Here is an 18,475-nt window from a genome sequence, read left to right on the forward strand (position 1 = left end):
TAACACAGTTCCTAGATTCGGGTAGAAGCGACGAGAGAGACAAGAGACAGTCATGACCGAGACACCCACGGGCACCCACGGCGGCGGCAACGACAACGGTCGCATCCAGCCGATCGAGCTGCAGACCTCCATGCAGCGCTCCTACATCGACTACGCGATGGCGGTCATCGTCGGGCGAGCCCTGCCCGACGTACGCGACGGTCTCAAGCCGGTGCACCGTCGCGTGCTCTATGCGATGTACGACGGCGGCTACCGTCCCGACCGGGGCTTCAGCAAGTGCTCGCGCGTCGTCGGTGACGTCATGGGTCAGTACCACCCGCACGGCGACACCGCGATCTACGACACCTTGGTGCGTCTCGCGCAGCCGTGGGTGATGCGGGCGCCGCTGATCCTCGGCCAGGGCAACTTCGGCTCGCCGGGCAACGACCCCGCGGCCGCCATGCGTTACACCGAGTGCAAGATGGCGCCGCTGGCCATGGAGATGGTCCGCGACATCGACGAGGAGACCGTCGACTTCCAGCCGAACTACGACGGCCGCTCCTCCGAGCCGACCATCCTGCCCAGCCGGTTCCCCAACCTGCTGGTCAACGGCTCGGCCGGCATCGCGGTCGGCATGGCCACCAGCATCCCGCCGCACAACCTGGTCGAGGTGGCCGACGGCGCGACGTGGGCGCTCGAGCACCCCGACGCCACGCGTGAGGAACTCCAGGAGGCCCTCCTCGAGCGCATCAAGGGCCCCGACTTCCCCAACGGCGCGCTGATCGTCGGGCGCCAGGGCATCGAGCAGGCCTACCGCACCGGTCGCGGCTCGGTCACCCAGCGCGCGGTCATCGAGATCGACGAGGACGCCAAGGGCCGCACCTGCCTGGTGATCAAGGAACTCCCCTACATGGTCAACCCGGACAACCTGGCGCTGAAGATCGCCGAGTTGGCCGACTCCGGCAAGGTCCAGGGCATCTCCGACGTACGTGACGACACGTCCTCGCGCACCGGCCAGAGCCTCGTCGTCGTGCTCCGTCGCGACGCGGTGGCCCGCGTCGTGCTCAACAACCTGCTCAAGCACACCGAGCTGCAGACCAACTTCAGCGCCAACATGCTGGCCCTGGTCGACGGCGTGCCGCGCACGCTGAGCATCGACCAGTTCATCAGCAACTGGGTCACCCACCAGGTCGAGGTCATCCAGCGGCGCACCAAGTACCGCCTGCGCAAGGCCGAAGAGGCCGCCCACATCTACCGCGGTCTCGGCAAGGCGCTCGACGCCCTCGACGAGGTCATCGCGCTGATCCGCCGCTCCCCCGACGTCGACGAGGCTCGCGCCGGGCTGATCGCGCTGCTCGAGATCGACGAGATCCAGGCGCAGGCCATCCTCGACATGCAGCTGCGTCGTCTGGCCGCCCTCGAGCGCCAGAAGATCCTCGACCGGTTGGCCGAACTCGAGCTCGAGATCGCCGACCTCGAGGACATCCTCGCCGACGAGGCCCGGCAGCGCCGGATCATCTCCGAGGAGCTCGCCGAGATCGTCGAGAAGTACGGCACCGCGCGTCGCTCGCAGATCATCGCGGCGGACGGCGACCTGTCGATGGAGGACCTCATCCCCGATGAGGAGCTGGTCGTCTCGATCACCCGTGGCGGCTACGCGAAGCGCACCCTGCGCCACCAGTACCGCACGCAGAAGCGCGGCGGCAAGGGTGTGCGTGGCGCGACCCTGCGCGGCGACGACGTGGTCGACCACTTCATCTCGACCACCAACCACCACTGGCTGCTGTTCTTCACGACGGCCGGTCGGGTCTACCGCACCAAGGCCTACAACCTGCCCGAGGCGTCGCGTGACGCCAAGGGCGGTCACGTGGCCGGGCTGCTCAGCTTCCAGCCCGACGAGTCGATCGCGCAGGTGCTGGCGATCCGTGACTACGAGCAGGCGCCGTACCTCGTGCTGGCGACCCGCAACGGCCTGGTCAAGAAGACCCGCCTGGGCGACTACAACAGCCCGCGCCAGGCCGGCGTCATCGCGATCAACTTCCGCGAGGACGACGACGAGCTGATCGGTGCCGAGCTGGTCAACAGCGAGGACCACATCCTGCTGGTCTCCCGCAAGGGCCAGGCGATCCGCTTCCCGGCCGACGACTCGCAGCTGCGGCCGATGGGTCGCGCCACCTCCGGCGTCTCGGGCATGAAGTTCCGTGACGGCGACTCCGTGCTCTCGATGTCGGTGATCCGCGCCGCGCAGGTCGAGGCGGAGTCCGAGGCCGGTCTCGACGCTGACGGTGCCGCCGGCGCCGAAGCGGTGGAGGCCGCCGAGGCCGAGGCTGCCGCACCGGGCGCCTACTTCGGCGTCCACCCGCAGTACGTCTTCACCATCACCGCCGCCGGGTTCGCCAAGCGCACCCGGATCACCGAGTACCGCCTGCAGTCCCGTGGCGGCATCGGCATCAAGGCGATGTCACTGGCCAACGAGGACCGCGGCGGCCTGGTCGGCGCGTTCATCGTGGAGGAGGGCGACGAGGTCCTCTCGATCACCAACTCCGGTCAGGTCGTCCGCAGCCCGATCAACGAGAACTTCCGGTCGACCGGACGCTCGACGATGGGGGTCAAGTTCGTCACCCCGAAGAAGGGCGACGAGGTGGCCGTGGTGGCCCGCTCGGTCGAGGCTCGCGAGGAGGAGGAGCTCGCCGACGAGTCGGATTCCGTGGTCGAGGGTGCAACAATCGAGGCCGACGCTTCCGTGGAAACCCCCACGGACACCGACCCCGCCGAGGCAGACCCCGCCTCCGAGGAGAGTGATGACTGATGGCCGAGAGCCAGAAACCGGCCACCTTGGGCGCCCGCATCAGCACCGCCATCTCTTCGGCGGCCGACGAGATGCGGGCCAGCGCGAACCCTGAGTCGCCCAAGGCAGCCGAGCGCGCGGCCAAGACGTCGGGCGGTCGCCGTCCGCGTCGGGCGCGCCTGCGGCTCACCCGCATCGACCCTTGGTCGGTGATGAAGACGGCCTTCCTGCTCTCGGTCGCGTTCGGCATCGTCACTATTGTCGCGGTGACGATCGTGTGGGGTGTGCTGGGCATGGCGGGCATCTGGGACTCGGTCAACCAGATGGTCGAGACAGTCATCGGCGAAGACAGCACGAGCTTCGACGTCCAGGACTACCTCGGCATGTCGCGGGTCCTCGGCTTCACGATGCTGGTCGCGGTGATCGACGTCGTACTCCTCACCGCGATGGCGACCCTCGGTGCGTTCCTCTACAACATGGCCGCGGCCCTGCTCGGCGGGGTCGAACTGACCCTCGCCGAGGACGAGCGCTGACCCTCGCCCTCGTCGGTCGAGTAGGTCGCGCAGCGACCGTATCGAGACCAGGATCGCCCCGTTTTGTACGCCGCCCAGCCGGTGGGGTAATCTTCCCCGTCGGTTGGCCTTGGTCGACCGAAGCAGCACGGGCCTATAGCTCAGACGGTTAGAGCGCTTCCCTGATAAGGAAGAGGTCAGAGGTTCAAGTCCTCTTAGGCCCACCCAAAGATCCCACGTCGCAACGAAGGGGAGCACTCCCATGAAGAAGATCATCCTTGTCCTGCTGGCCGCCGCCGGCGCCGTCTTCGCGAAGAAGAAGCTCGACGAGTCGAAGAACGAGCAGGCTCTCTGGGCCGCCGCGACCGACGACGTCTCGAAGAACTGACCCACCCGACCGTTCCGGCCCCGACCGGCCCGGTCGTCCGGGGCCTTGGCGCAATTGGTAGCGCACCTGCTTTGCAAGCAGGGGGTTAGGGGTTCGAGTCCCCTAGGCTCCACTCACTGAAACCGCAGGCCAGCCTGCGGTTTCTGGCATTTCGGGTGGACTCGGCCGACGTCGTTGGGCGACACAACTTTTTGCATTCCGAGGGTGCGCAGGCCCGGATGTCGCTAGCGTGCTGATCGACTGCACTCGAGGAGCACTCATGACTGGCACCCTGCCCGCTCGCCCTGCACCTGTCCGTCAGCACCGAGAGTGGCTCCGTCGCCGCGTGCTGGTCGCCGCCCTGGCCGTCGCGTTGGCCTCCGGGTCCGCGGGTGTGTTCGCCGGCCCGGCCGCGGGTGCTCCGTTGCATCGGGCGAGCGTCGTGAATGCCGGCCCGGTCGCGACCGATGACTCGGTCACCGGCGACGAGGACGTCCCCACGACCGGGAACGTCCTGAGCAACGACACGGACCCCGAGGGTGACGGCCTCACTGCCGCGCTCGTGGGCGGCCCGACGCACGGGACGGTCGTGCTCAATGCCGATGGGTCCTTCACCTACACGCCCGACGCGAACTTCAACGGCGAGGACTCCCTCCCTCAACGACGCCCCGGTGGCGAACGACGACACCGCCACCGTGGAGGGGGGATCGGCGAATGGCAACGTCCTCACCAACGACATCGACCTGGAGGGCGATGGGCTCAACGCCGCCCTCTGGAGTGCTCCGGTGAACGGAACCATCATCCTCTGGCGCAACGGAGATTTCACCTACACACCGAACCTCGGTTTCCAGGGCACCGACACGTTCCTCTACAACGTGTGCGACGACGACACTCCGTCCCTGTGTGACGAAGGCCGGGCAACCATCACCGTGGATACAGCCAACCGGGCGCCCACCGCCGTCGATGACTCGGTCACCGGCGACGAGGAGGTCCCCACGACCGGGAACGTCCTGACCAACGACACGGACCCCGAGGGTGACGGCCTCACTGCTGCGCTCGTGGGCGGCCCGACGCACGGGACGGTCGTGCTCAATGCCGATGGGTCCTTCACCTACACGCCCGACGCGAACTTCAACGGCGAGGACTCCCTCGCCCCCGTCGCCACCGATGACCCCATCACCACGGTCGAGGACGTTCCGACCACGGGCAACGTCCTGACCAACGACAGCGATCCCGACGGAGACACCCTCACGGTCAGCGAGGTCGACGGTGAGGATGCCGGCATCGGAACCGCGATCAGCACCGGTAAGGGCGGCTCTCTCACCCTCGAGGCAGATGGCTCCTTCACCTACACGCCCGCGGCCGACCACTTCGGCCCCGATGAGTTCCACTACACCGTGACCGATCCCGACGGCCTGGAGGCGAACGGCCTCGCCACCATCGAGGTGGGCCCGTCACCGGACGCACCGGTCACGCGCGCCGACGGGTACGACGCCACGGCCGGGGAGACCTTGACCGTCTCCGACCGTGACGGAGTGCTGGGCAACGACTCCGACCCGGACACGGGTGCTCCGGCACCGAGCACGCGTCGAATCGCTCTTGCCCCGCGTGCTCTCGCCGGGCTGTCCGCAGCGGTCGACGTCGAGCCGCGCCACGGGAACCTCACCCTGAGCCCCGGCGGCGGCTTCACCTACACACCGACGCCTGGCTACGTCGGCTCCGACTCCTTCACCTACACCGCCAGCAACGCGGCCATGACGTCGGCGCCCCAGCTGGTCAGGCTTCGAGTCGCGCCGGCCGACACCAACCCCGCGCCCACCACCCCCGATGGGACGACGACGGTGAAGGGCCCGGCATCGGGAGCCGACGAGGCCGGCCTGCCCGACACCGGCGGTCCGCCACTGGGTCTGCTCTGGCTCGGACTGGCTCTGGTCGTGGGAGGCGGAGTCTTGATGCGCAGTCGAGGCTCACTCGGGTAGCGGCAGGCTGCCCGGGGTCTTGGTGTAGCCGAGCTGCTCGATGACCCGACCGTCACTGATCCGAGTCACGTTCACGCCCAGGACCGACTCCGCGTCGCTGGGACCGAACCGGTAGCGCCAGCGCACGGTCGCCCATTCCCCGTCCGCGAACACGTGCTCGACCTCGAACGTCGTGGACTCGTCGTCCATCAGCTCGGCCCAGAACGCGACGCACGCGTCCTTCCCGACGTACGCCGTGCCGTCGGGTGCCGGCTGGGCCGAGACCATCAGACAGTCGTCGTGGACCAGGTCGGCCATCGCCCGGGTGTTGCCGGTGCGGAACGCCTCGTTGAACAGCGCCACGGTCTCGGCGGTGTCGCGGGTGTCAGGTGCAGTGCTCATCTCATCCTCCAGAAGTAGATCGATTGGTCTATTTCCGAAGGTATAGACTGATCGTTCTACCGTCAAGGGAAGGATTCGGATCCACAGATGAGCGCCGACAAGGCACCCGGACCCAGGGAGCGACTCCTCGAGGCCGGGCAGGATCTCTTCTACTCCCAGGGCGCCTCGGTCGGCGTCGACGCCCTGCTGAAGCAGGCCAACGTCGCCCGCAGGTCGCTCTACGAGCACTTCGGCGGCAAGGACGGCCTGATCGAGGCGGTCATCCGTCGGGCTTCCGAGCAGGACATCGCGTGGTACGAAGAGGCGCTGGCCGGTGCTGAGGAGCCGCGCACCCGGCTGCTCGGACTCTTCGACCGCCTGGACGAGCTCGTCGCCAACGCCGACTTCCGCGGTTGCCGCTACTTCGCGACCGATCTGGCGCTGACCGACCCCCAGCACCCGGCCCATGCCGAGACCGACGCCTTCCGGCAACGCCTGCGCGCACTACTCGTCACGGAGCTCACCGCGCTGGGTCACGACGACCCGGGTCGGGCCGCCGAGCAGCTGCACCTGCTGATCGAGGGAACGCTCGTGATGGGCTCCACCCGGGGCAACCCGCACCCAGCCCGCGCCGCCCGCGACCTCGCCGCCCGCCTCATCGGCTGAGTGCGCGCCGGGCTCGGTCTTCCACGTCCGGTCCCGGGTACGATCCCGGCGTGACACCGACTCGGCTGGTTGCCTCACTCCTGCTCGTCGCGTCGTTGGCCAGCGGCTGCGGTGGGGACGACCGGCCGAAGCGCGAGAAGGCCGAGCCGACCACGCTCCCGACGACGGTGCCCGAGGAGCTGCAGCCCCCTGAGCACCAGGCAGTGAGTGACCCGCGCCTGGTGCTCGCGCTCGTTCCGGCCGAGGCGGAGATCCTGACGATCACCGACTACGACGAGATCCGGGCCCGGTTCGGCGTCGACGACCTGACCAGCGACTCGCTGATGACCGACCGTACGGCGTTCTGGGAACAGGCCGATCGCGAGAGCGTGATGCTGACCGCCGGCCTGCTGCGCGAGGAGCACTCCCGGCTGTGGCTCGACCACGGCTTCACCCAGGACGACGTCGACTGGGAGGCGCGCTTCACCGGGCCGGAGGGCTCCGGCTACGTGCTCGGCTTCCGGCCAGACCAGGACATGTCCGAGGTGAGCAGGGCCGTGAAGGACGACGTCGCACCGCTCGAGGACGCCACGGTGCTGGCCGACCAGCACCTGCTGGTCTCAGGCATCGCCGACGAAGGCGACCCGGTCTGGGCCGCGGAACCGTCGCTGCCGGAGCTGCTCGACGACGATGCCGCCGAGTCGACGTACCTCCGCAAGGGCTGCATCCCCGTCAACGATGCGCTCGGCCCGGACGCCGACTTCGAGGACCAGGACGAGCTCAGCAACAGGTACGACGTCAGTGACCTGCTGCCCCTCGGCGCGTTCTCCGTGACGTTCTCCGACGAGGTGGCGACCGCGCGGATGGACGTCGACCGCACCGACCTGCACGACCGTGCCGACCTGATGGACCTCTGGCCCGAGACCGGCACCATCACGTGGGACGACGCGTTCAAGGGCATGCCGGTGGGCGACCCCTCGACCGGGCGGGTCGGCTGGAAGGTGCGCAATCCGGTGGCGGCTGCGAACCTTGTCCTCGGCGACCACCTGCCGTTCGCCGTGTGCAACGAGCTGGTGCCGCTCGACGAGCCGACCGGTCTCTGACGGCGCGTCGTCCGTTCGCCCGACCCAGCCCAGGAGAATCCACCGAATGTCCCGGATCGACCAGCCGAACCCGCCGGAGGAGAGACACGAGCGGCGGCTCCGGTTCGCCACCCCGATCCGACACTGGCTGGCCTACGGTGCGGTGGCCGGGGCCCTGGTGGGGACCGTCTTCGCGCTTGCCTCCGGCCTCGGCGACAAGGTCAGGTTCACGTTTGACGTGACCGTCCTGCTGTTCCTGGTCGCGTTGATCCTGCGACGTCGCGCGGTGGCCACCTCAGTCTTCCTGGGTGCCTCCGCGGGTTGGGCCCTCGCCTCCCTCGGATGCCTGCTCCTGGTCTCCCTCTTCGGCTGAAGCAACCTGGAGCAACCTGGGCGTGCCGAAGAACGGGCACAACGACGCTCTCACCCTCGGAATCGGGCCAAATCCGGCCGTTGTGCCCGTTGGAAGGCACGACGGCGTCCGTCGATGATCCCGAAGCGGGCGACCGTGGTCACGCTCCGTACAGTTGGGGCGTGCCCGCCAGTCCCCTCCTTGCTCCACGCTATTGGGGATTCCACCTCCTGGCCCTGGTGCTCGTGGCCATCGCCGGCGCGCTCGGCGTCTGGCAGCTCAACGCCTGGCAGGCGCACCGCGCCGCCGAAGCGCGTGACCTGACCCGGGTCGAGCCCGAGCAGCTGACCGACGTGATCGGGCCCGACGCTGCCTTCCCGGGCCGCAAGGTCGGCCAGCCCGTCGTCGTACGCGGCACGTGGGTGCCCGACGCGACGCTCTACGTCAGCGGCCGGGAGCACGACGGCCACGACGGCTACTGGGTGATGACCCCAGTGGCCATCGACGGCCAGGACGGCGCCGCCCTGCTCGTCGTACGCGGCTGGACCGACGAGGTCGAGGACGCGCCGCCGGCACCGACCGGCGAGACCGGGTTCGTCGCGCTCCTCCAGCCGGCCGAGGGCACCGGCGCGGTCGACGACGACCCGAACGACGACGTGCTGCCGCAGGTGCGGCTCGCCGACGCGCTCCAGCACGTCGACCAGGACCTGTACGGCGCCTACGCCGTGGTGGCTGACGAGGTCGCCGACGGGGACTGGCCGCACGGCGACACGGCGATCAACGACGGCACCGACGGACTCTCCGCGGCCAGCCTGGACCAGCTCCCCGAGGTCGGGCGTACGACGGCCCTGCGCAACCTGCTCTACGCCATCGAGTGGTGGGTCTTCGGCCTGTTCGCCGGCTTCATCTGGTGGCGCTGGGTGAAGGACGAGACCGAGCGGTTAGGGTCGGCCGCGTGAAGAACCCAGCCCTGACCCGCTATCGCGTGATGGCCACCATCGTCGGTGTCCTGCTGATTGTCCTCATCCTGATCGGCGTGCCGCTGAAGTACCTCTTCGAGGACGGCACCGACCTGCAGCACCTGGGCGAATGGATCACGACGTACCTCGGCGTCGCCCACGGCTGGCTCTACATGATCTTCCTGGTGACCGCGTTCCTGCTGGCCCGCCGGGAGCGGTGGGAGCTGCCGTTCACCGTCGTCACGCTGATCTGCGGCACGATCCCGGTGCTCAGCTTCTGGGCCGAGCACCGGGCAACGCGGCGGGTGCGCGAAGAAGGGGCCCGGGCCGAGGCGCTCGACGCCTGACCCGGACCCCCACGCGGTGATCAGTGCTGCTGCTTGTGGTTCCAGGCCTTGAAGCCCGCGGCCGCCGCGGTCTCGGCGTCCGTGAACCACACCTCCGCCTTGGTGCGCGCGTAGGAGGGTGACTCCGGCGTGTGGTACAGCATCGAGTCGGCGTTCCCCTTGACGGTGAACGAGTCGTCGGGTCCCGCGCCGTCCTCGAGCGGGGCGGCCGAGCCCGCGCCGTACGGCCCCTCGGCGGGAACATCGGCGGGAGCCGGTGTGTCGGCGAACGCCTTCAGGTCGACCACCTCGGCCGGGTCGTCCGGCGTCGTGTCGGGGTGCGGGGACTCCACGGCGTCGGAGATGGCCTCGTCGGGAGTCGCGGCGGCCTGGTCGTCCTCGGCCCGCTCGGCCGGTGCACCCGGCTTCTCCGTGGGCTTGGCCGCGCTCGGTGCGGGTGCGGGGGTGTAGGTGGACTGCCAGTTGTCGCCGGGGCCCTGGGTGCCACGCAGCTTCTTGACCAGCACGCCGCCCAGAGCGACGAGGACGCCGAAGAAGAGCAGCTTCTTCAGCTTGCCGCCCTTGGGCTCGGGCTCGATGCCGCGCAGCTCGTTCACCTTGGCCACGGTCGCGTCGCGTCCGGCCAGGGCCCGTTCGGTGGCCAGCGCCCGGCCCTCGGCGAGCAGCGGAGCGGCCTTCTCACGTGCCTCGTGTGCTCGTTCGGCGGCCAGCGCCCGGCCCTCGGCGAGCAGCGGGCCGGCCTTCTCACGTGCCTCGTGTGCTCGTTCGGCAGCGAGCGCCCGCCCCTCGGCAATGATCGGCGCCGCCTTGTCGCGGGCGTCCTCCAGGAGGGGCAGGGCCCGGTCACGGGCGTTCTCGACCGCCTCCTTGGCGGTGTCGACAGCGGACTCGAGGTGGGGCCGGAGATTCTCGGCGGCCTCGGCTGCGGACTCGAGCAGGGTGTTCTTGTGGCGCTTGCCCATCGTGAATGCCTCCCGTTTCGGTTCGTTGTCTTCGATCCAACACCAAAGGTGGGCAGCAACCAACCGCGCGTCCGGCACCTGCTGTTTCCCCGGCTTGTCCGGGCCTGCGAAGATCGTCCCGAACACCACTCGACGAAAGGCAGTCATGGCTGACCTGCAGGCCACCCTGAAGACGAACAAGGGTGACATCACCATCAACCTGTTCCCGAACCACGCCCCCGAGACCGTCGAGAACTTCGTCGGCCTCGCCGAGGGCACCAAGGAGTACAAGGACGACGCCGGACGCTCCGGCGAGAAGTTCTACGACGGCCTGATCTTCCACCGGGTCATCAACGGCTTCATGATCCAGGGCGGTTGCCCGCTCGGCCAGGGCATCGGTGGCCCCGGCTACCAGTTCAAGGACGAGTTCCACCCCGAGCTGCAGTTCAACAAGCCCTACCTGCTCGCCATGGCCAACGCCGGCCCGGGCACCAACGGCTCGCAGTTCTTCATCACGGTGGGCCAGACCCCGCACCTGAACAACAAGCACACGATCTTCGGTGAGGTCGCCGACGAGGAGTCCCGCAAGGTCGTGGACGCCATCGCGACCGCGCCGACCGGTCGCATGGACCGCCCGACCGAAGACGTCGTGATCAACAGCGTCGAGGTCGTCCGGCCCTGAGCACACCGCCTGAGTCCTCCGTCCCCGTGTGCTACCGGCACACGGGGAGGGAGGCGTACATCAAGTGTCAGCGCTGCGAGCGCCCGATCTGCCCGGACTGCATGATCCCGGCATCGGTCGGCTTCCAGTGCCCCGAGTGCGTGCACCGGGGATCCAAGGAGACCCGCAGCGGGCGTACGCCGTACGGCGGCTCGCAGTCGGGGAACCCCGGGCTGACCTCGATGGTGCTGATCGGGCTCAACGCCCTGGTCTTCCTGCTGATCCGGGCCACCGGCGGTCACGACAGCGAATGGGTGGCGCGACTGGCCCTGACCCCGCTGGGCAGGTGCCTGGCCCCCGACCAGCCAGGGTCGTACTACCCCGGGCTCGATTCGGAATACGCGTGCGAGACGGCCAACCGTTCCGGGCAGGCGACCGAGTGGGCGGGCGGCGTCGCGGGCGGCGACGCGTGGCAGCTGGTCACCAGCATGTTCTCGCACGTCGACATCCTGCACATCGCCTTCAACCTCCTCGCGCTGTGGTTCCTCGGCCCCGAGCTCGAGCGACTCGTCGGCCGGACCCGCTTCCTGGCCGTCTACCTGGTCTCCGGACTGGCCGGGTCCGCGGCGGTCTACTGGCTCAGCGACACCGGCAGCCAGACCCTCGGCGCCTCCGGTGCGATCTTCGGCCTGATGGGTGCCCTGCTCGTGGTCGGCCTCAAGGCCGGCGGCAACGTCAGCCAGCTGCTGGTCTGGATCGGCCTCAACGTCTTCATCACCTTCTCCGGCGCCAACATCTCCTGGCAGGGCCACCTCGGTGGGTTCCTCGGCGGTGCCGCGCTCGCCGCGGTCCTGGCCTACGCGCCGAAGAACCGCCGGCCGCTCTGGCAGGCGCTCGGCGTCGGGTTGGTCCTGGTCGCCGTGCTCGGCATCATCGCCGCCCGCACCTCCGTCCTCGTCTAATTCCGCGGCGCTCGGCCTGGGGAGATCCGACGGGGCCGCGGCTGCGCGGGGGAACCGCGGGCGCTGCGGGGTCGCGTCGCTCGGGGGCCGCTCCTTGTGCCCGACCACCGCTGCCGGCGCCGCGGCCAAGCCCCTCGACGCCGCCCGCGGCTCCCCATTCCGCCACGCCTCGGCGCGTTCACGTGGGCATGGACCGGTCGCCGAAGACCAGGGATGTTCACCTGGGCATACAGTTCAGCCGCGGCAGTGCCAAGATCACGCTCTGCGGACGCACCTGCGGCGTGAACTGTAGGTCGAAGTGAACAACCACGGGCGTACGGCGTACTTCGAGCCCCTCCATGCTCGGCGTGCGCCAGCTTGTGCACCGTGCCGCTCGCATCAAACTGGCTGCAAGGCTGTGCACCGAGAACAGGGCTCCGCCCACCCACCCTCACCGCCACCGAGACGAGTTATGCACACTGTGGATAACTCCTGTGGAGAACTTACAGGCGTGTGATTCCGCAGGTCAGCGGCCTGAAATGCCAACAGGGCCGGTGGAGTACCGGCCCTGTCGTGTGGTTGAGCTGCTGGTCATTCCCAGCGGGTGGCGAAGGTGAATCCGACGGCCATGAAGCCGATGCCGACGGCCAGGTTGAGCTGGCCGAGGTCGCCGAGCAGCCAGATCTCGCCCTCGGGGCGGTCGGCGAAGACGTAGAAGGTGCAGATCCAGATCAGGCCGATCAGGAAGCAGCCGAGCATGCCGACCACGACTCCGCGGCCGCGGCCCAGCGGGGTCTTGGGGTGCGCCGCGGCGATCAGGCCGATGAAGATCAGGCCGAACCCGACGGCCCAGTTCCAGTCCTTGAGCTTGTCCATGCTGGGGATCAACGTGTCGGGCTCGCCGCCCTTCGGCTTCGGGAACGCCTGGTCGAAGTCGCGCAGGTCGCGGACGTAGAGCGTCCAGATCACGACGTACGCGATGCCCGCGGCGATCAGCAGCACGGACAGCAGGAGCCTCACTGAAAAGATGGGTCCCTTGACCGCATCCGGATCAATGAGCTCGTGCTTGTCTTTGGACTTCGACACCGACTTCTCCTCTGCATGTTTCACCGGGTGCGTCTGGACTCCCGGGCGCACCGGGTTAGCGTAGTCGCCATGACCCCGCCGACCCACGAGCACCGTGCCAAACGCGTCGCCTGGCGGCTGAGCACCCCTGCCGTGTTCGCGGCCGCCGGCGCGCTCTTCGTGGTCAGCGCGACCAGCAGCGGCGGCACCGACCTGCGTCCGGGGCGGGTCGAGGACCTGCCCTCACTGGTGCGCAGCGAGAGTCGCCAGTACGAACAGCTCCAGGACAAGGCCCGCTCCCTCAACGACGACGTCGAGCGGCTCTCCGCGCGCGTCGACGACGACCAGGTACGTCGCACCCGGGCCGGGGCCAGGCGCCTGGAAGGACCGGCCGGGTTCAGCGCGGTCCACGGCGACGGCCTCACGGTGACGCTCTCCGACGGGCCCGACGAGCTGCGCGACGACGTCGACAACGTCAACGACCTGGTGGTGCACCAGCAGGACATCCAGGCGGTCGTGAACGCGATGTGGCGGGCCGGCGCCCGGGGCATCATGATCCAGGGCCAGCGCATCATCTCCACGACCGGCATCAAGTGCGCCGGCAACTCCGTGGAGCTGCAGGGCATCCCCTACCCGCAGCCCTACGTGATCACCGCGGTCGGTGACCCCGAGGCCATGCAGGCGAGCATCGACGGCGACTACCGAGTCAACGTCTACCGCCAGTACGTCGAGGACGATCGCTTCCAGCTCGGCTGGGAGGTCCAGGACGAGCAGGGCATCACGGTGCCGGCGTACGACGGCCTGCGCGGCCTGGAGTACGCCCAGCCACTGACCTCCTGACCAACCCCCGTCAGGGAGTCGTCTCGTCGGTCGGGAGGCCCGTCGGCAGCTCCGTCGTCGTCGGTGTCTCGCTCGCCGTGGGTGTCTCGCTCGGCGCCTCGTAGGTGGAGACGGTGATCCGGATCTCGGTGCCCTGGTCGGCGGTGTCGCCCTTCGCGGTGCTCTGGTCGACCACCTCGCCCGGCTTGGCGTCGGACTCCTCGTCGGTCTCGTCGACGTACACCTTGAAGCCGGCGTCCTCGAGGGCCTTGGTGGCCTCCTCGCGAGTCTTGCCCACGACGTAGGGGACCTCCTCGGGGCCGTCGGAGACGAAGACCGTGACCGCGCTGCCGTAGCTCACCTTGGTGTCGGCGGCGGGGGTCTGGTCGACGACCTGGTTCTTGGGCTCGTCGGTGTCGCGCTCCTGGAAGGTCACCTTGAAGCCAGCGGTGGTCAGCTTCTCCTCGGCCTCCGCCCGGGTCAGGCCCAGCACGGTGGGCACCTGCAGGTCCGGCTTGCCCGTGGAGACCGTCACGGTCACCTCGCTGCCCGGGTCGACGTCCGTGCCACCCTCGGGGTCGGTGTCGATGACCTTGCCCTCCGCGACGGTGTCGTGGGCGGCCTCCTCGATGACAGGCACGAGCTCCTCGGCCTTGAGGGCCTGCACAGCGCGGGCCTGGGTCATGCCGGCCACGTCGGGCACGGCGACCTGCTCGACCGGGTCGTCACTGTTGTTGTTGTACATCCAGATCCCTGCGGCGACCAGCGCCAGCAGGAGCACTCCGAGCAGGATCCACAGGCCGGTGCGCTTGGGCGGATCCTCGTCCTCGCGCACGGGGGCCGCGGCGGTCGACGTACCGGGTCGGGGGCCGGCGGCCGGGAGCACGGTGGTGGCGCCGGCAACAGGGGCCGCTGCGGCGGCCGCCACCGACGGCGCCTGGACGGGACGGCCGGCCAGGTAGCGCTCGATGTCGGAGCGCATCGCGGCCGCGGACTGGTAGCGGTCCTCGAGGCGCTTGGCCAGCGCCTTCATCACGATCGCGTCGACCTCGGGGGTGAGCTCGGTGTCGTGGGTCGACGGAGGCTGCGCGGGCTCGCGGACGTGCTGGTAGGCCACCGCGACCGGAGACTCGCCGACGAACGGCGGGCGGCCGGTGAGGAGCTCGTAGAGCAGGCAGCCGGTGGAGTAGACGTCGGAGCGCGAGTCGACGGTCTCGCCGCGGGCCTGCTCGGGGGAGAGGTACTGGGCGGTGCCGACGACGGCGGCGGTCTGGGTCATCGTGGACGACGCGTCGGACACCGCACGGGCGATGCCGAAGTCCATCACCTTCACGTCTCCGCCGGGCGTGAGCATCACGTTGGCCGGCTTGATGTCGCGGTGGATGATGCCCGCGCGGTGGCTGTAGTCCAGCGCCGAGAGCACGCCGGAGGTGATCTCCAGGGCCCGCTCGGGAAGGATCTTGCGGCCCTCGCGGAGGATGTCGCGCAGGGTGCGGCCGGCGACGTACTCCATGACGATGTAGGGCTGGGCGACGCCGTCGTCGGACATCTCCTCGCCGGTGTCGTAGACCGCGACGATGGCCGGGTGGTTCAGCGAGGCCGACGACTGCGCCTCGCGGCGGAACCGGGCCTGGAAGGTGGCGTCGCTGGCGAGGTCGGTGCGCAGTCGCTTGACCGCCACCACGCGTCCGAGGCGGGAGTCGGTGCCCTTGCGCACCTCAGCCATGCCGCCACGCCCGAGCAACTCGCCGAGCTCGTAGCGGCCGCCGACCATCATCGGCTCCTCGTTCGTCATGTGCCCTTCTTCCTGTCCGAGGGGGTCATCAGTCGATCACTGCTTCCATGACCGACTTGGCGATCGGCCCGGCAAGCTTGCCGCCGGCGATCTCTGCGTTGCTGAGCTGCACCTTCTGCAGCATGACTGCCACGGCGACGTCCTTGCCGTCCTTCTTGGCATAGGAGACGAACCAGGCGTAGTCGTTGCAGGCGCTGCAGTTCTCCGCCGTACCGGTCTTGGCGCCGACTTCGGCGTCGGGGATCGCCGCGACACCGGCGGTGCCGTTCTCCACGACCGCGACCATCATCTTGCGGAGCTCGTTGGCGCTGTCGGAGCCCACGGCCTCGGACAGCTCCTCGGTCGACGTCTTGTCGAGCACGTCGAGATCGGGCGAGCGCACCTCGTCGACGAGGTAGGGCCGCATCACGACCCCGTCGTTGACGATGCCGGAGACGACCATCGCCATCTGCAGCGGCGTCGCCCGGACGTCCTGCTGGCCGATGCCGGACTTCGCGAGGAAGTCGTCGGAGATCTCCTCGGTCGGGAAGACGCTCTGGGCCTGGCCCTTGAGGTCCTCGAGCGAGGTGTCGTTGAAGCCGAACGCCTCGGCCTGGCGGCGCAGCTTGTCCTGGCCGAGCTCGTTGGCCAGCGCCAGGAACGTCGTGTTGCACGACTGCTCGAGCGCCTGGGTCATCGAGATCTTGTCGGTGCCACACGCGCGACCGCCGTTGCCGATGCTGGTGTTCGTGCCGGGCAGGCGGTACGACGGCCCGCCCGGGACCATCGAGTCGGCGTCGTAGTCGCCGGTCTCGAGCGCGGCGGCCGCGGTGACCAGCTTGAACGTCGAGCCGGGCGGCAACGTGGTGCTGATCGCACGGTTGAGCTTGGGCTCGTCGGCACGGTCGTTGAGCTTCTTGTCCTCAACCTCGACACTCTCGAGGTCGTGGGAGGCCAGCTTGTTCGGGTTGAACGTCGGGGCCGAGACCATCGCCAGGATCTTGCCGGTGGACGGCTCGAGGGCGACCACCGCACCCTGCACGTCGTTGCCGAGCTCGGGGTTCTGGAACAGTCCGTCGAACGCGGCCTTCTGGGCGTCGGGGTCGAGGGTGAGCTCGACGGTGCCGCCCTTGGGGGAGGCGTTGTTGACCAGGTCGACCAGGCGCGAGACGAACAGGCGCGAGTCGTCTCCGGAGAGCACGGAGTTCTGGGTGTTCTCGATGCCCGACTGGGAGTAGAACGAGAACCAGCCGGTCACGTGGGCATACATGAACGGGTTGCTGTAGGTGCGCTGGAAGTCGTACTTGTCGTCGGACTCCTTGGACTCCGCGATCGCGTTGCGCCCGACCAGGATCGCCCCGCGCTCACGCGAGAACGCGGCCTCGATGACCCGCCGGTTCTCGGGGTGCTTGGAGGCGTCGTTGAGGTCGCCGGCCGCGACGTACTGGAGATAGGTGACGTTGGCCAGCAGCCCCAGGAACAGCAGCATGCAGAACATGGCCATGGTGCGGATCGGCTTGTTCATCGCAGGCTCACCACCTGGGTGGTCTCGGCGTCACTGGTCTCGTCGCTGTCCTGCGAGAGGTCGGGCACCGGGCGACGGGCCTGGTCGGAGATGCGCAGCAGCAGGGCGATGATCACCCAGTTCGCGACCAGCGACGAGCCGCCGTACGACAGGAACGGGGTGGTCAGGCCGGTCAGCGGGATGAGGCGGGTGACCCCGCCGATGACCACGAAGACCTGGAGGGCCAGCACGCAGGCCAGGCCGCAGGCCATCAGCTTGCCGAACGCGTCGCGGCAGACCAGGGCGGCGCGCAGGCCGCGCTCGACGATCAGGCCGTAGAGCACGATCACCGCCATCACACCGGTCAGTCCGAGCTCTTCGCCGATCGCGCCCATGATGAAGTCGGACTCGGCGAACGGGATGCGTGACGGACTGCCCTGGCCGAAGCCTCGCCCGAGCAACCCGCCCCAGGCCATGCCGAAGAGCGACTCCCCGATCTGGTTGCCGGAGCCGTAGAAGTCGTCGAAGGGGTGCAGCCAGGCGTCGACGCGCACCTGCACGTGGCTGAACGCCTTGTAGCCGAGGAACGCACCGGCCAGGAACATGCTGGCGCCGACGACCAGCCAGCCCGGTCGCTCGGTGGCGACGTAGAGCATGGTCAGGAAGATGCCGAAGAACAGCAGCGAGGAGCCGAGGTCGCGCTGGAAGACGAGGATGCAGAGGCTGAGCAGCCACATCATCAGGATCGGGCCGAGGTCGCGGCCGCGGGGCAGGTCGACGAACACGAGGCGGCGACCGGCCAGCGCCAGCGCGTCGCGGTGGAGCACGAGGTAGCCGGCGAACGCGACGACCAGCAGCACCTTGGCCACCTCGCCGGGCTGCATGCCGACGGGGCCGAGGTTGATCCAGATGCGGGCGCCGTTCTTCTGCACGCCGATGAACGGGAGCATCGGCATCAGGAGCAGCACGATCGCGGCGAGGCCGCTGGTGTAGGTGAAGCGCTGGAGCACGCGGTGGTCGCGCAGGAAGATCAGGGTCAGCGCGAACAGGCTGACTCCGATCGTCATCCAGACCAGCTGCTGGCGGGCGAAGGTCGTGCCGTCGGCGAGGTCGAGGCGGTGGATCACGGCCAGGCCGAGGCCGTTCAGGGCGGCCACGACCGGCAGCAGCACCGGGTCGGCGTACGGCGCGGTCAGCCGGACCACCACGTGGCAGGCGATGGTCAGAGCGGCCAGCCAGCCGCCGTACCCGATGATGTCGGCGGGCACCTCACCTTCGACGCCGAGGCCGACGGCGGCGTACGCACCGATGCCCACGAAGAGCGCGAGGATGAGCAGGAAGAGCTCCGCGCCCCGGCGGCGCCGGTGCACGAACCCCAGGAAGCTGTTCTGCTGCGTCAT

General features: G+C 69.0%; 18 protein-coding genes, 2 tRNA genes and 1 pseudogene. 15 read left to right on the forward strand and 6 right to left on the reverse strand.

From position 1 onward, the window contains the following. Positions 1-52: 52 nt before the first annotated feature. The 7 genes and pseudogenes from gyrA to ASD30_RS17540 all read left to right on the forward strand — a co-directional run bounded on the left by gyrA (position 53) and on the right by ASD30_RS17540 (position 5,625). Positions 53-2,788, forward strand: a complete 2,736-nt coding sequence (gene gyrA / locus ASD30_RS17520; RefSeq protein WP_056684209.1) for a DNA gyrase subunit A — start codon at positions 53-55, stop codon at positions 2,786-2,788. Further along, positions 2,788-3,300, forward strand: coding sequence for a DUF3566 domain-containing protein (locus tag ASD30_RS17525; RefSeq protein ID WP_056684212.1), 513 nt, complete (start codon positions 2,788-2,790; stop codon positions 3,298-3,300). Before gyrA ends, ASD30_RS17525 begins: the two co-directional genes overlap by 1 nt. A gap of 129 nt (positions 3,301-3,429) precedes the next feature. Further along, a tRNA-Ile gene (locus tag ASD30_RS17530) sits at positions 3,430-3,503 on the forward strand. 38 nt (positions 3,504-3,541) lie between these two features. Then, entirely contained in the window at positions 3,542-3,667 is a 126-nt protein-coding gene (locus tag ASD30_RS27600) for a DLW-39 family protein (RefSeq protein ID WP_235530147.1), read from the forward strand. Between the two features lie 39 nt (positions 3,668-3,706). Next, positions 3,707-3,779: transfer RNA gene (locus tag ASD30_RS17535), tRNA-Ala, on the forward strand. A 147-nt stretch (positions 3,780-3,926) separates the two neighbouring features. Further along, a pseudogene (locus ASD30_RS27985) lies at positions 3,927-4,289 on the forward strand (Ig-like domain-containing protein); the annotation flags it as partial. Next, positions 4,249-5,625 carry an Ig-like domain-containing protein gene (locus ASD30_RS17540; RefSeq protein ID WP_268788296.1) on the forward strand — a complete coding sequence of 459 codons (1,377 nt, stop codon included), beginning with the start codon at positions 4,249-4,251 and terminating at the stop codon, positions 5,623-5,625. The pseudogene ASD30_RS27985 and the gene ASD30_RS17540, both read left to right, overlap by 41 nt. On the opposite strand, the gene ASD30_RS17545 is transcribed toward ASD30_RS17540, so the two are convergent. Further along, positions 5,614-6,006, reverse strand: a complete 393-nt coding sequence (locus tag ASD30_RS17545) for a nuclear transport factor 2 family protein (RefSeq protein WP_056684219.1) — start codon at positions 6,004-6,006, stop codon at positions 5,614-5,616. The genes ASD30_RS17540 and ASD30_RS17545 overlap by 12 nt on opposite strands. A gap of 87 nt (positions 6,007-6,093) precedes the next feature. On the opposite strand from ASD30_RS17545, the gene ASD30_RS17550 reads away from it, so the two are divergent. The 5 genes from ASD30_RS17550 (at position 6,094) to ASD30_RS17570 (ending at position 9,370) form a co-directional block, all read left to right on the forward strand. Then, positions 6,094-6,651 carry a TetR/AcrR family transcriptional regulator gene (locus ASD30_RS17550; RefSeq protein WP_056684222.1) on the forward strand — a complete coding sequence of 186 codons (558 nt, stop codon included), beginning with the start codon at positions 6,094-6,096 and terminating at the stop codon, positions 6,649-6,651. Positions 6,652-6,701: 50 nt separating this feature from the next. Beyond that, positions 6,702-7,733, forward strand: a complete 1,032-nt coding sequence (locus ASD30_RS17555) for a hypothetical protein (protein WP_056684225.1) — start codon at positions 6,702-6,704, stop codon at positions 7,731-7,733. Between the two features lie 46 nt (positions 7,734-7,779). Next, positions 7,780-8,085, forward strand: a complete 306-nt coding sequence (locus ASD30_RS17560; protein ID WP_056684229.1) for a hypothetical protein — start codon at positions 7,780-7,782, stop codon at positions 8,083-8,085. A 161-nt stretch (positions 8,086-8,246) separates the two neighbouring features. Next, a complete protein-coding gene (locus tag ASD30_RS17565; protein WP_162250997.1) occupies positions 8,247-9,023 on the forward strand; it encodes an SURF1 family protein in 777 nt (258 codons plus the stop codon). After that, positions 9,020-9,370, forward strand: coding sequence for a DUF3817 domain-containing protein (locus ASD30_RS17570; protein ID WP_235529988.1), 351 nt, complete (start codon positions 9,020-9,022; stop codon positions 9,368-9,370). The genes ASD30_RS17565 and ASD30_RS17570 overlap by 4 nt, the downstream gene beginning before the upstream one ends. Before the next feature lie 20 nt (positions 9,371-9,390). On the opposite strand, the gene ASD30_RS17575 is transcribed toward ASD30_RS17570, so the two are convergent. Then, positions 9,391-10,332, reverse strand: a complete 942-nt coding sequence (locus tag ASD30_RS17575) for a sunset domain-containing protein (RefSeq protein ID WP_056684234.1) — start codon at positions 10,330-10,332, stop codon at positions 9,391-9,393. A 145-nt stretch (positions 10,333-10,477) separates the two neighbouring features. On the opposite strand from ASD30_RS17575, the gene ASD30_RS17580 reads away from it, so the two are divergent. Together ASD30_RS17580 and ASD30_RS17585 are read left to right on the forward strand one after the other, a co-directional pair. Next, positions 10,478-10,993 carry a peptidylprolyl isomerase gene (locus ASD30_RS17580; protein WP_056684237.1) on the forward strand — a complete coding sequence of 172 codons (516 nt, stop codon included), beginning with the start codon at positions 10,478-10,480 and terminating at the stop codon, positions 10,991-10,993. Between the two features lie 101 nt (positions 10,994-11,094). Further along, a complete protein-coding gene (locus tag ASD30_RS17585; RefSeq protein ID WP_235532614.1) occupies positions 11,095-11,934 on the forward strand; it encodes a rhomboid family intramembrane serine protease in 840 nt (279 codons plus the stop codon). 570 nt (positions 11,935-12,504) lie between these two features. On the opposite strand, the gene ASD30_RS17590 is transcribed toward ASD30_RS17585, so the two are convergent. Continuing rightward, entirely contained in the window at positions 12,505-12,999 is a 495-nt protein-coding gene (locus ASD30_RS17590; protein ID WP_056684245.1) for a cell division protein CrgA, read from the reverse strand. Positions 13,000-13,068: 69 nt separating this feature from the next. Between ASD30_RS17590 and ASD30_RS17595 the strand changes: the two genes are divergently transcribed. Beyond that, positions 13,069-13,818: a DUF881 domain-containing protein gene (locus ASD30_RS17595; RefSeq protein ID WP_082563917.1), complete on the forward strand. Its 750-nt coding sequence runs from the start codon at positions 13,069-13,071 to the stop codon at positions 13,816-13,818. Positions 13,819-13,828: 10 nt separating this feature from the next. Here the strand turns inward: ASD30_RS17595 and pknB are convergent, their stop codons facing one another. The 3 genes from pknB to ASD30_RS17610 are packed head-to-tail and all read right to left on the reverse strand — an operon-like array spanning position 13,829 to position 18,475. After that, a complete protein-coding gene (gene pknB / locus ASD30_RS17600) occupies positions 13,829-15,592 on the reverse strand; it encodes a Stk1 family PASTA domain-containing Ser/Thr kinase (protein ID WP_056684248.1) in 1,764 nt (587 codons plus the stop codon). Between the two features lie 28 nt (positions 15,593-15,620). Continuing rightward, positions 15,621-17,096 (reverse strand): peptidoglycan D,D-transpeptidase FtsI family protein, encoded by a 1,476-nt coding sequence (locus ASD30_RS17605; protein WP_056684251.1) that lies wholly within the window; start codon positions 17,094-17,096, stop codon positions 15,621-15,623. Continuing rightward, on the reverse strand, positions 17,093-18,475 hold the full coding sequence (locus tag ASD30_RS17610; protein ID WP_056684254.1) for an FtsW/RodA/SpoVE family cell cycle protein: 1,383 nt from the start codon (positions 18,473-18,475) through the stop codon (positions 17,093-17,095). Before ASD30_RS17610 ends, ASD30_RS17605 begins: the two co-directional genes overlap by 4 nt.

The sequence above is a fragment of the Nocardioides sp. Root140 genome, from assembly GCF_001426745.1.
Taxonomy (GTDB): domain Bacteria; phylum Actinomycetota; class Actinomycetes; order Propionibacteriales; family Nocardioidaceae; genus Nocardioides.

Bases quoted from the DNA above. Each gene is read 5' to 3' on its own strand.
- gyrA (WP_056684209.1), top strand. From the start codon at position 53: ATGACCGAGACACCCACGGGCACCCACGGCGGCGGCAACGACAACGGT.
- ASD30_RS17525 (WP_056684212.1), top strand. From the start codon at position 2,788: ATGGCCGAGAGCCAGAAACCGGCCACCTTGGGCGCCCGCATCAGCACC.
- ASD30_RS27600 (WP_235530147.1), top strand. From the start codon at position 3,542: ATGAAGAAGATCATCCTTGTCCTGCTGGCCGCCGCCGGCGCCGTCTTC.
- ASD30_RS17540 (WP_268788296.1), top strand. From the start codon at position 4,249: ATGGGTCCTTCACCTACACGCCCGACGCGAACTTCAACGGCGAGGACT.
- ASD30_RS17545 (WP_056684219.1), bottom strand. From the start codon at position 6,006: ATGAGCACTGCACCTGACACCCGCGACACCGCCGAGACCGTGGCGCTG.
- ASD30_RS17550 (WP_056684222.1), top strand. From the start codon at position 6,094: ATGAGCGCCGACAAGGCACCCGGACCCAGGGAGCGACTCCTCGAGGCC.
- ASD30_RS17560 (WP_056684229.1), top strand. From the start codon at position 7,780: ATGTCCCGGATCGACCAGCCGAACCCGCCGGAGGAGAGACACGAGCGG.
- ASD30_RS17575 (WP_056684234.1), bottom strand. From the start codon at position 10,332: ATGGGCAAGCGCCACAAGAACACCCTGCTCGAGTCCGCAGCCGAGGCC.
- ASD30_RS17580 (WP_056684237.1), top strand. From the start codon at position 10,478: ATGGCTGACCTGCAGGCCACCCTGAAGACGAACAAGGGTGACATCACC.
- ASD30_RS17585 (WP_235532614.1), top strand. From the start codon at position 11,095: ATGATCCCGGCATCGGTCGGCTTCCAGTGCCCCGAGTGCGTGCACCGG.
- ASD30_RS17595 (WP_082563917.1), top strand. From the start codon at position 13,069: ATGACCCCGCCGACCCACGAGCACCGTGCCAAACGCGTCGCCTGGCGG.
- pknB (WP_056684248.1), bottom strand. From the start codon at position 15,592: ATGACGAACGAGGAGCCGATGATGGTCGGCGGCCGCTACGAGCTCGGC.
- ASD30_RS17605 (WP_056684251.1), bottom strand. From the start codon at position 17,096: ATGAACAAGCCGATCCGCACCATGGCCATGTTCTGCATGCTGCTGTTC.
- ASD30_RS17610 (WP_056684254.1), bottom strand. From the start codon at position 18,475: ATGACGCAGCAGAACAGCTTCCTGGGGTTCGTGCACCGGCGCCGCCGG.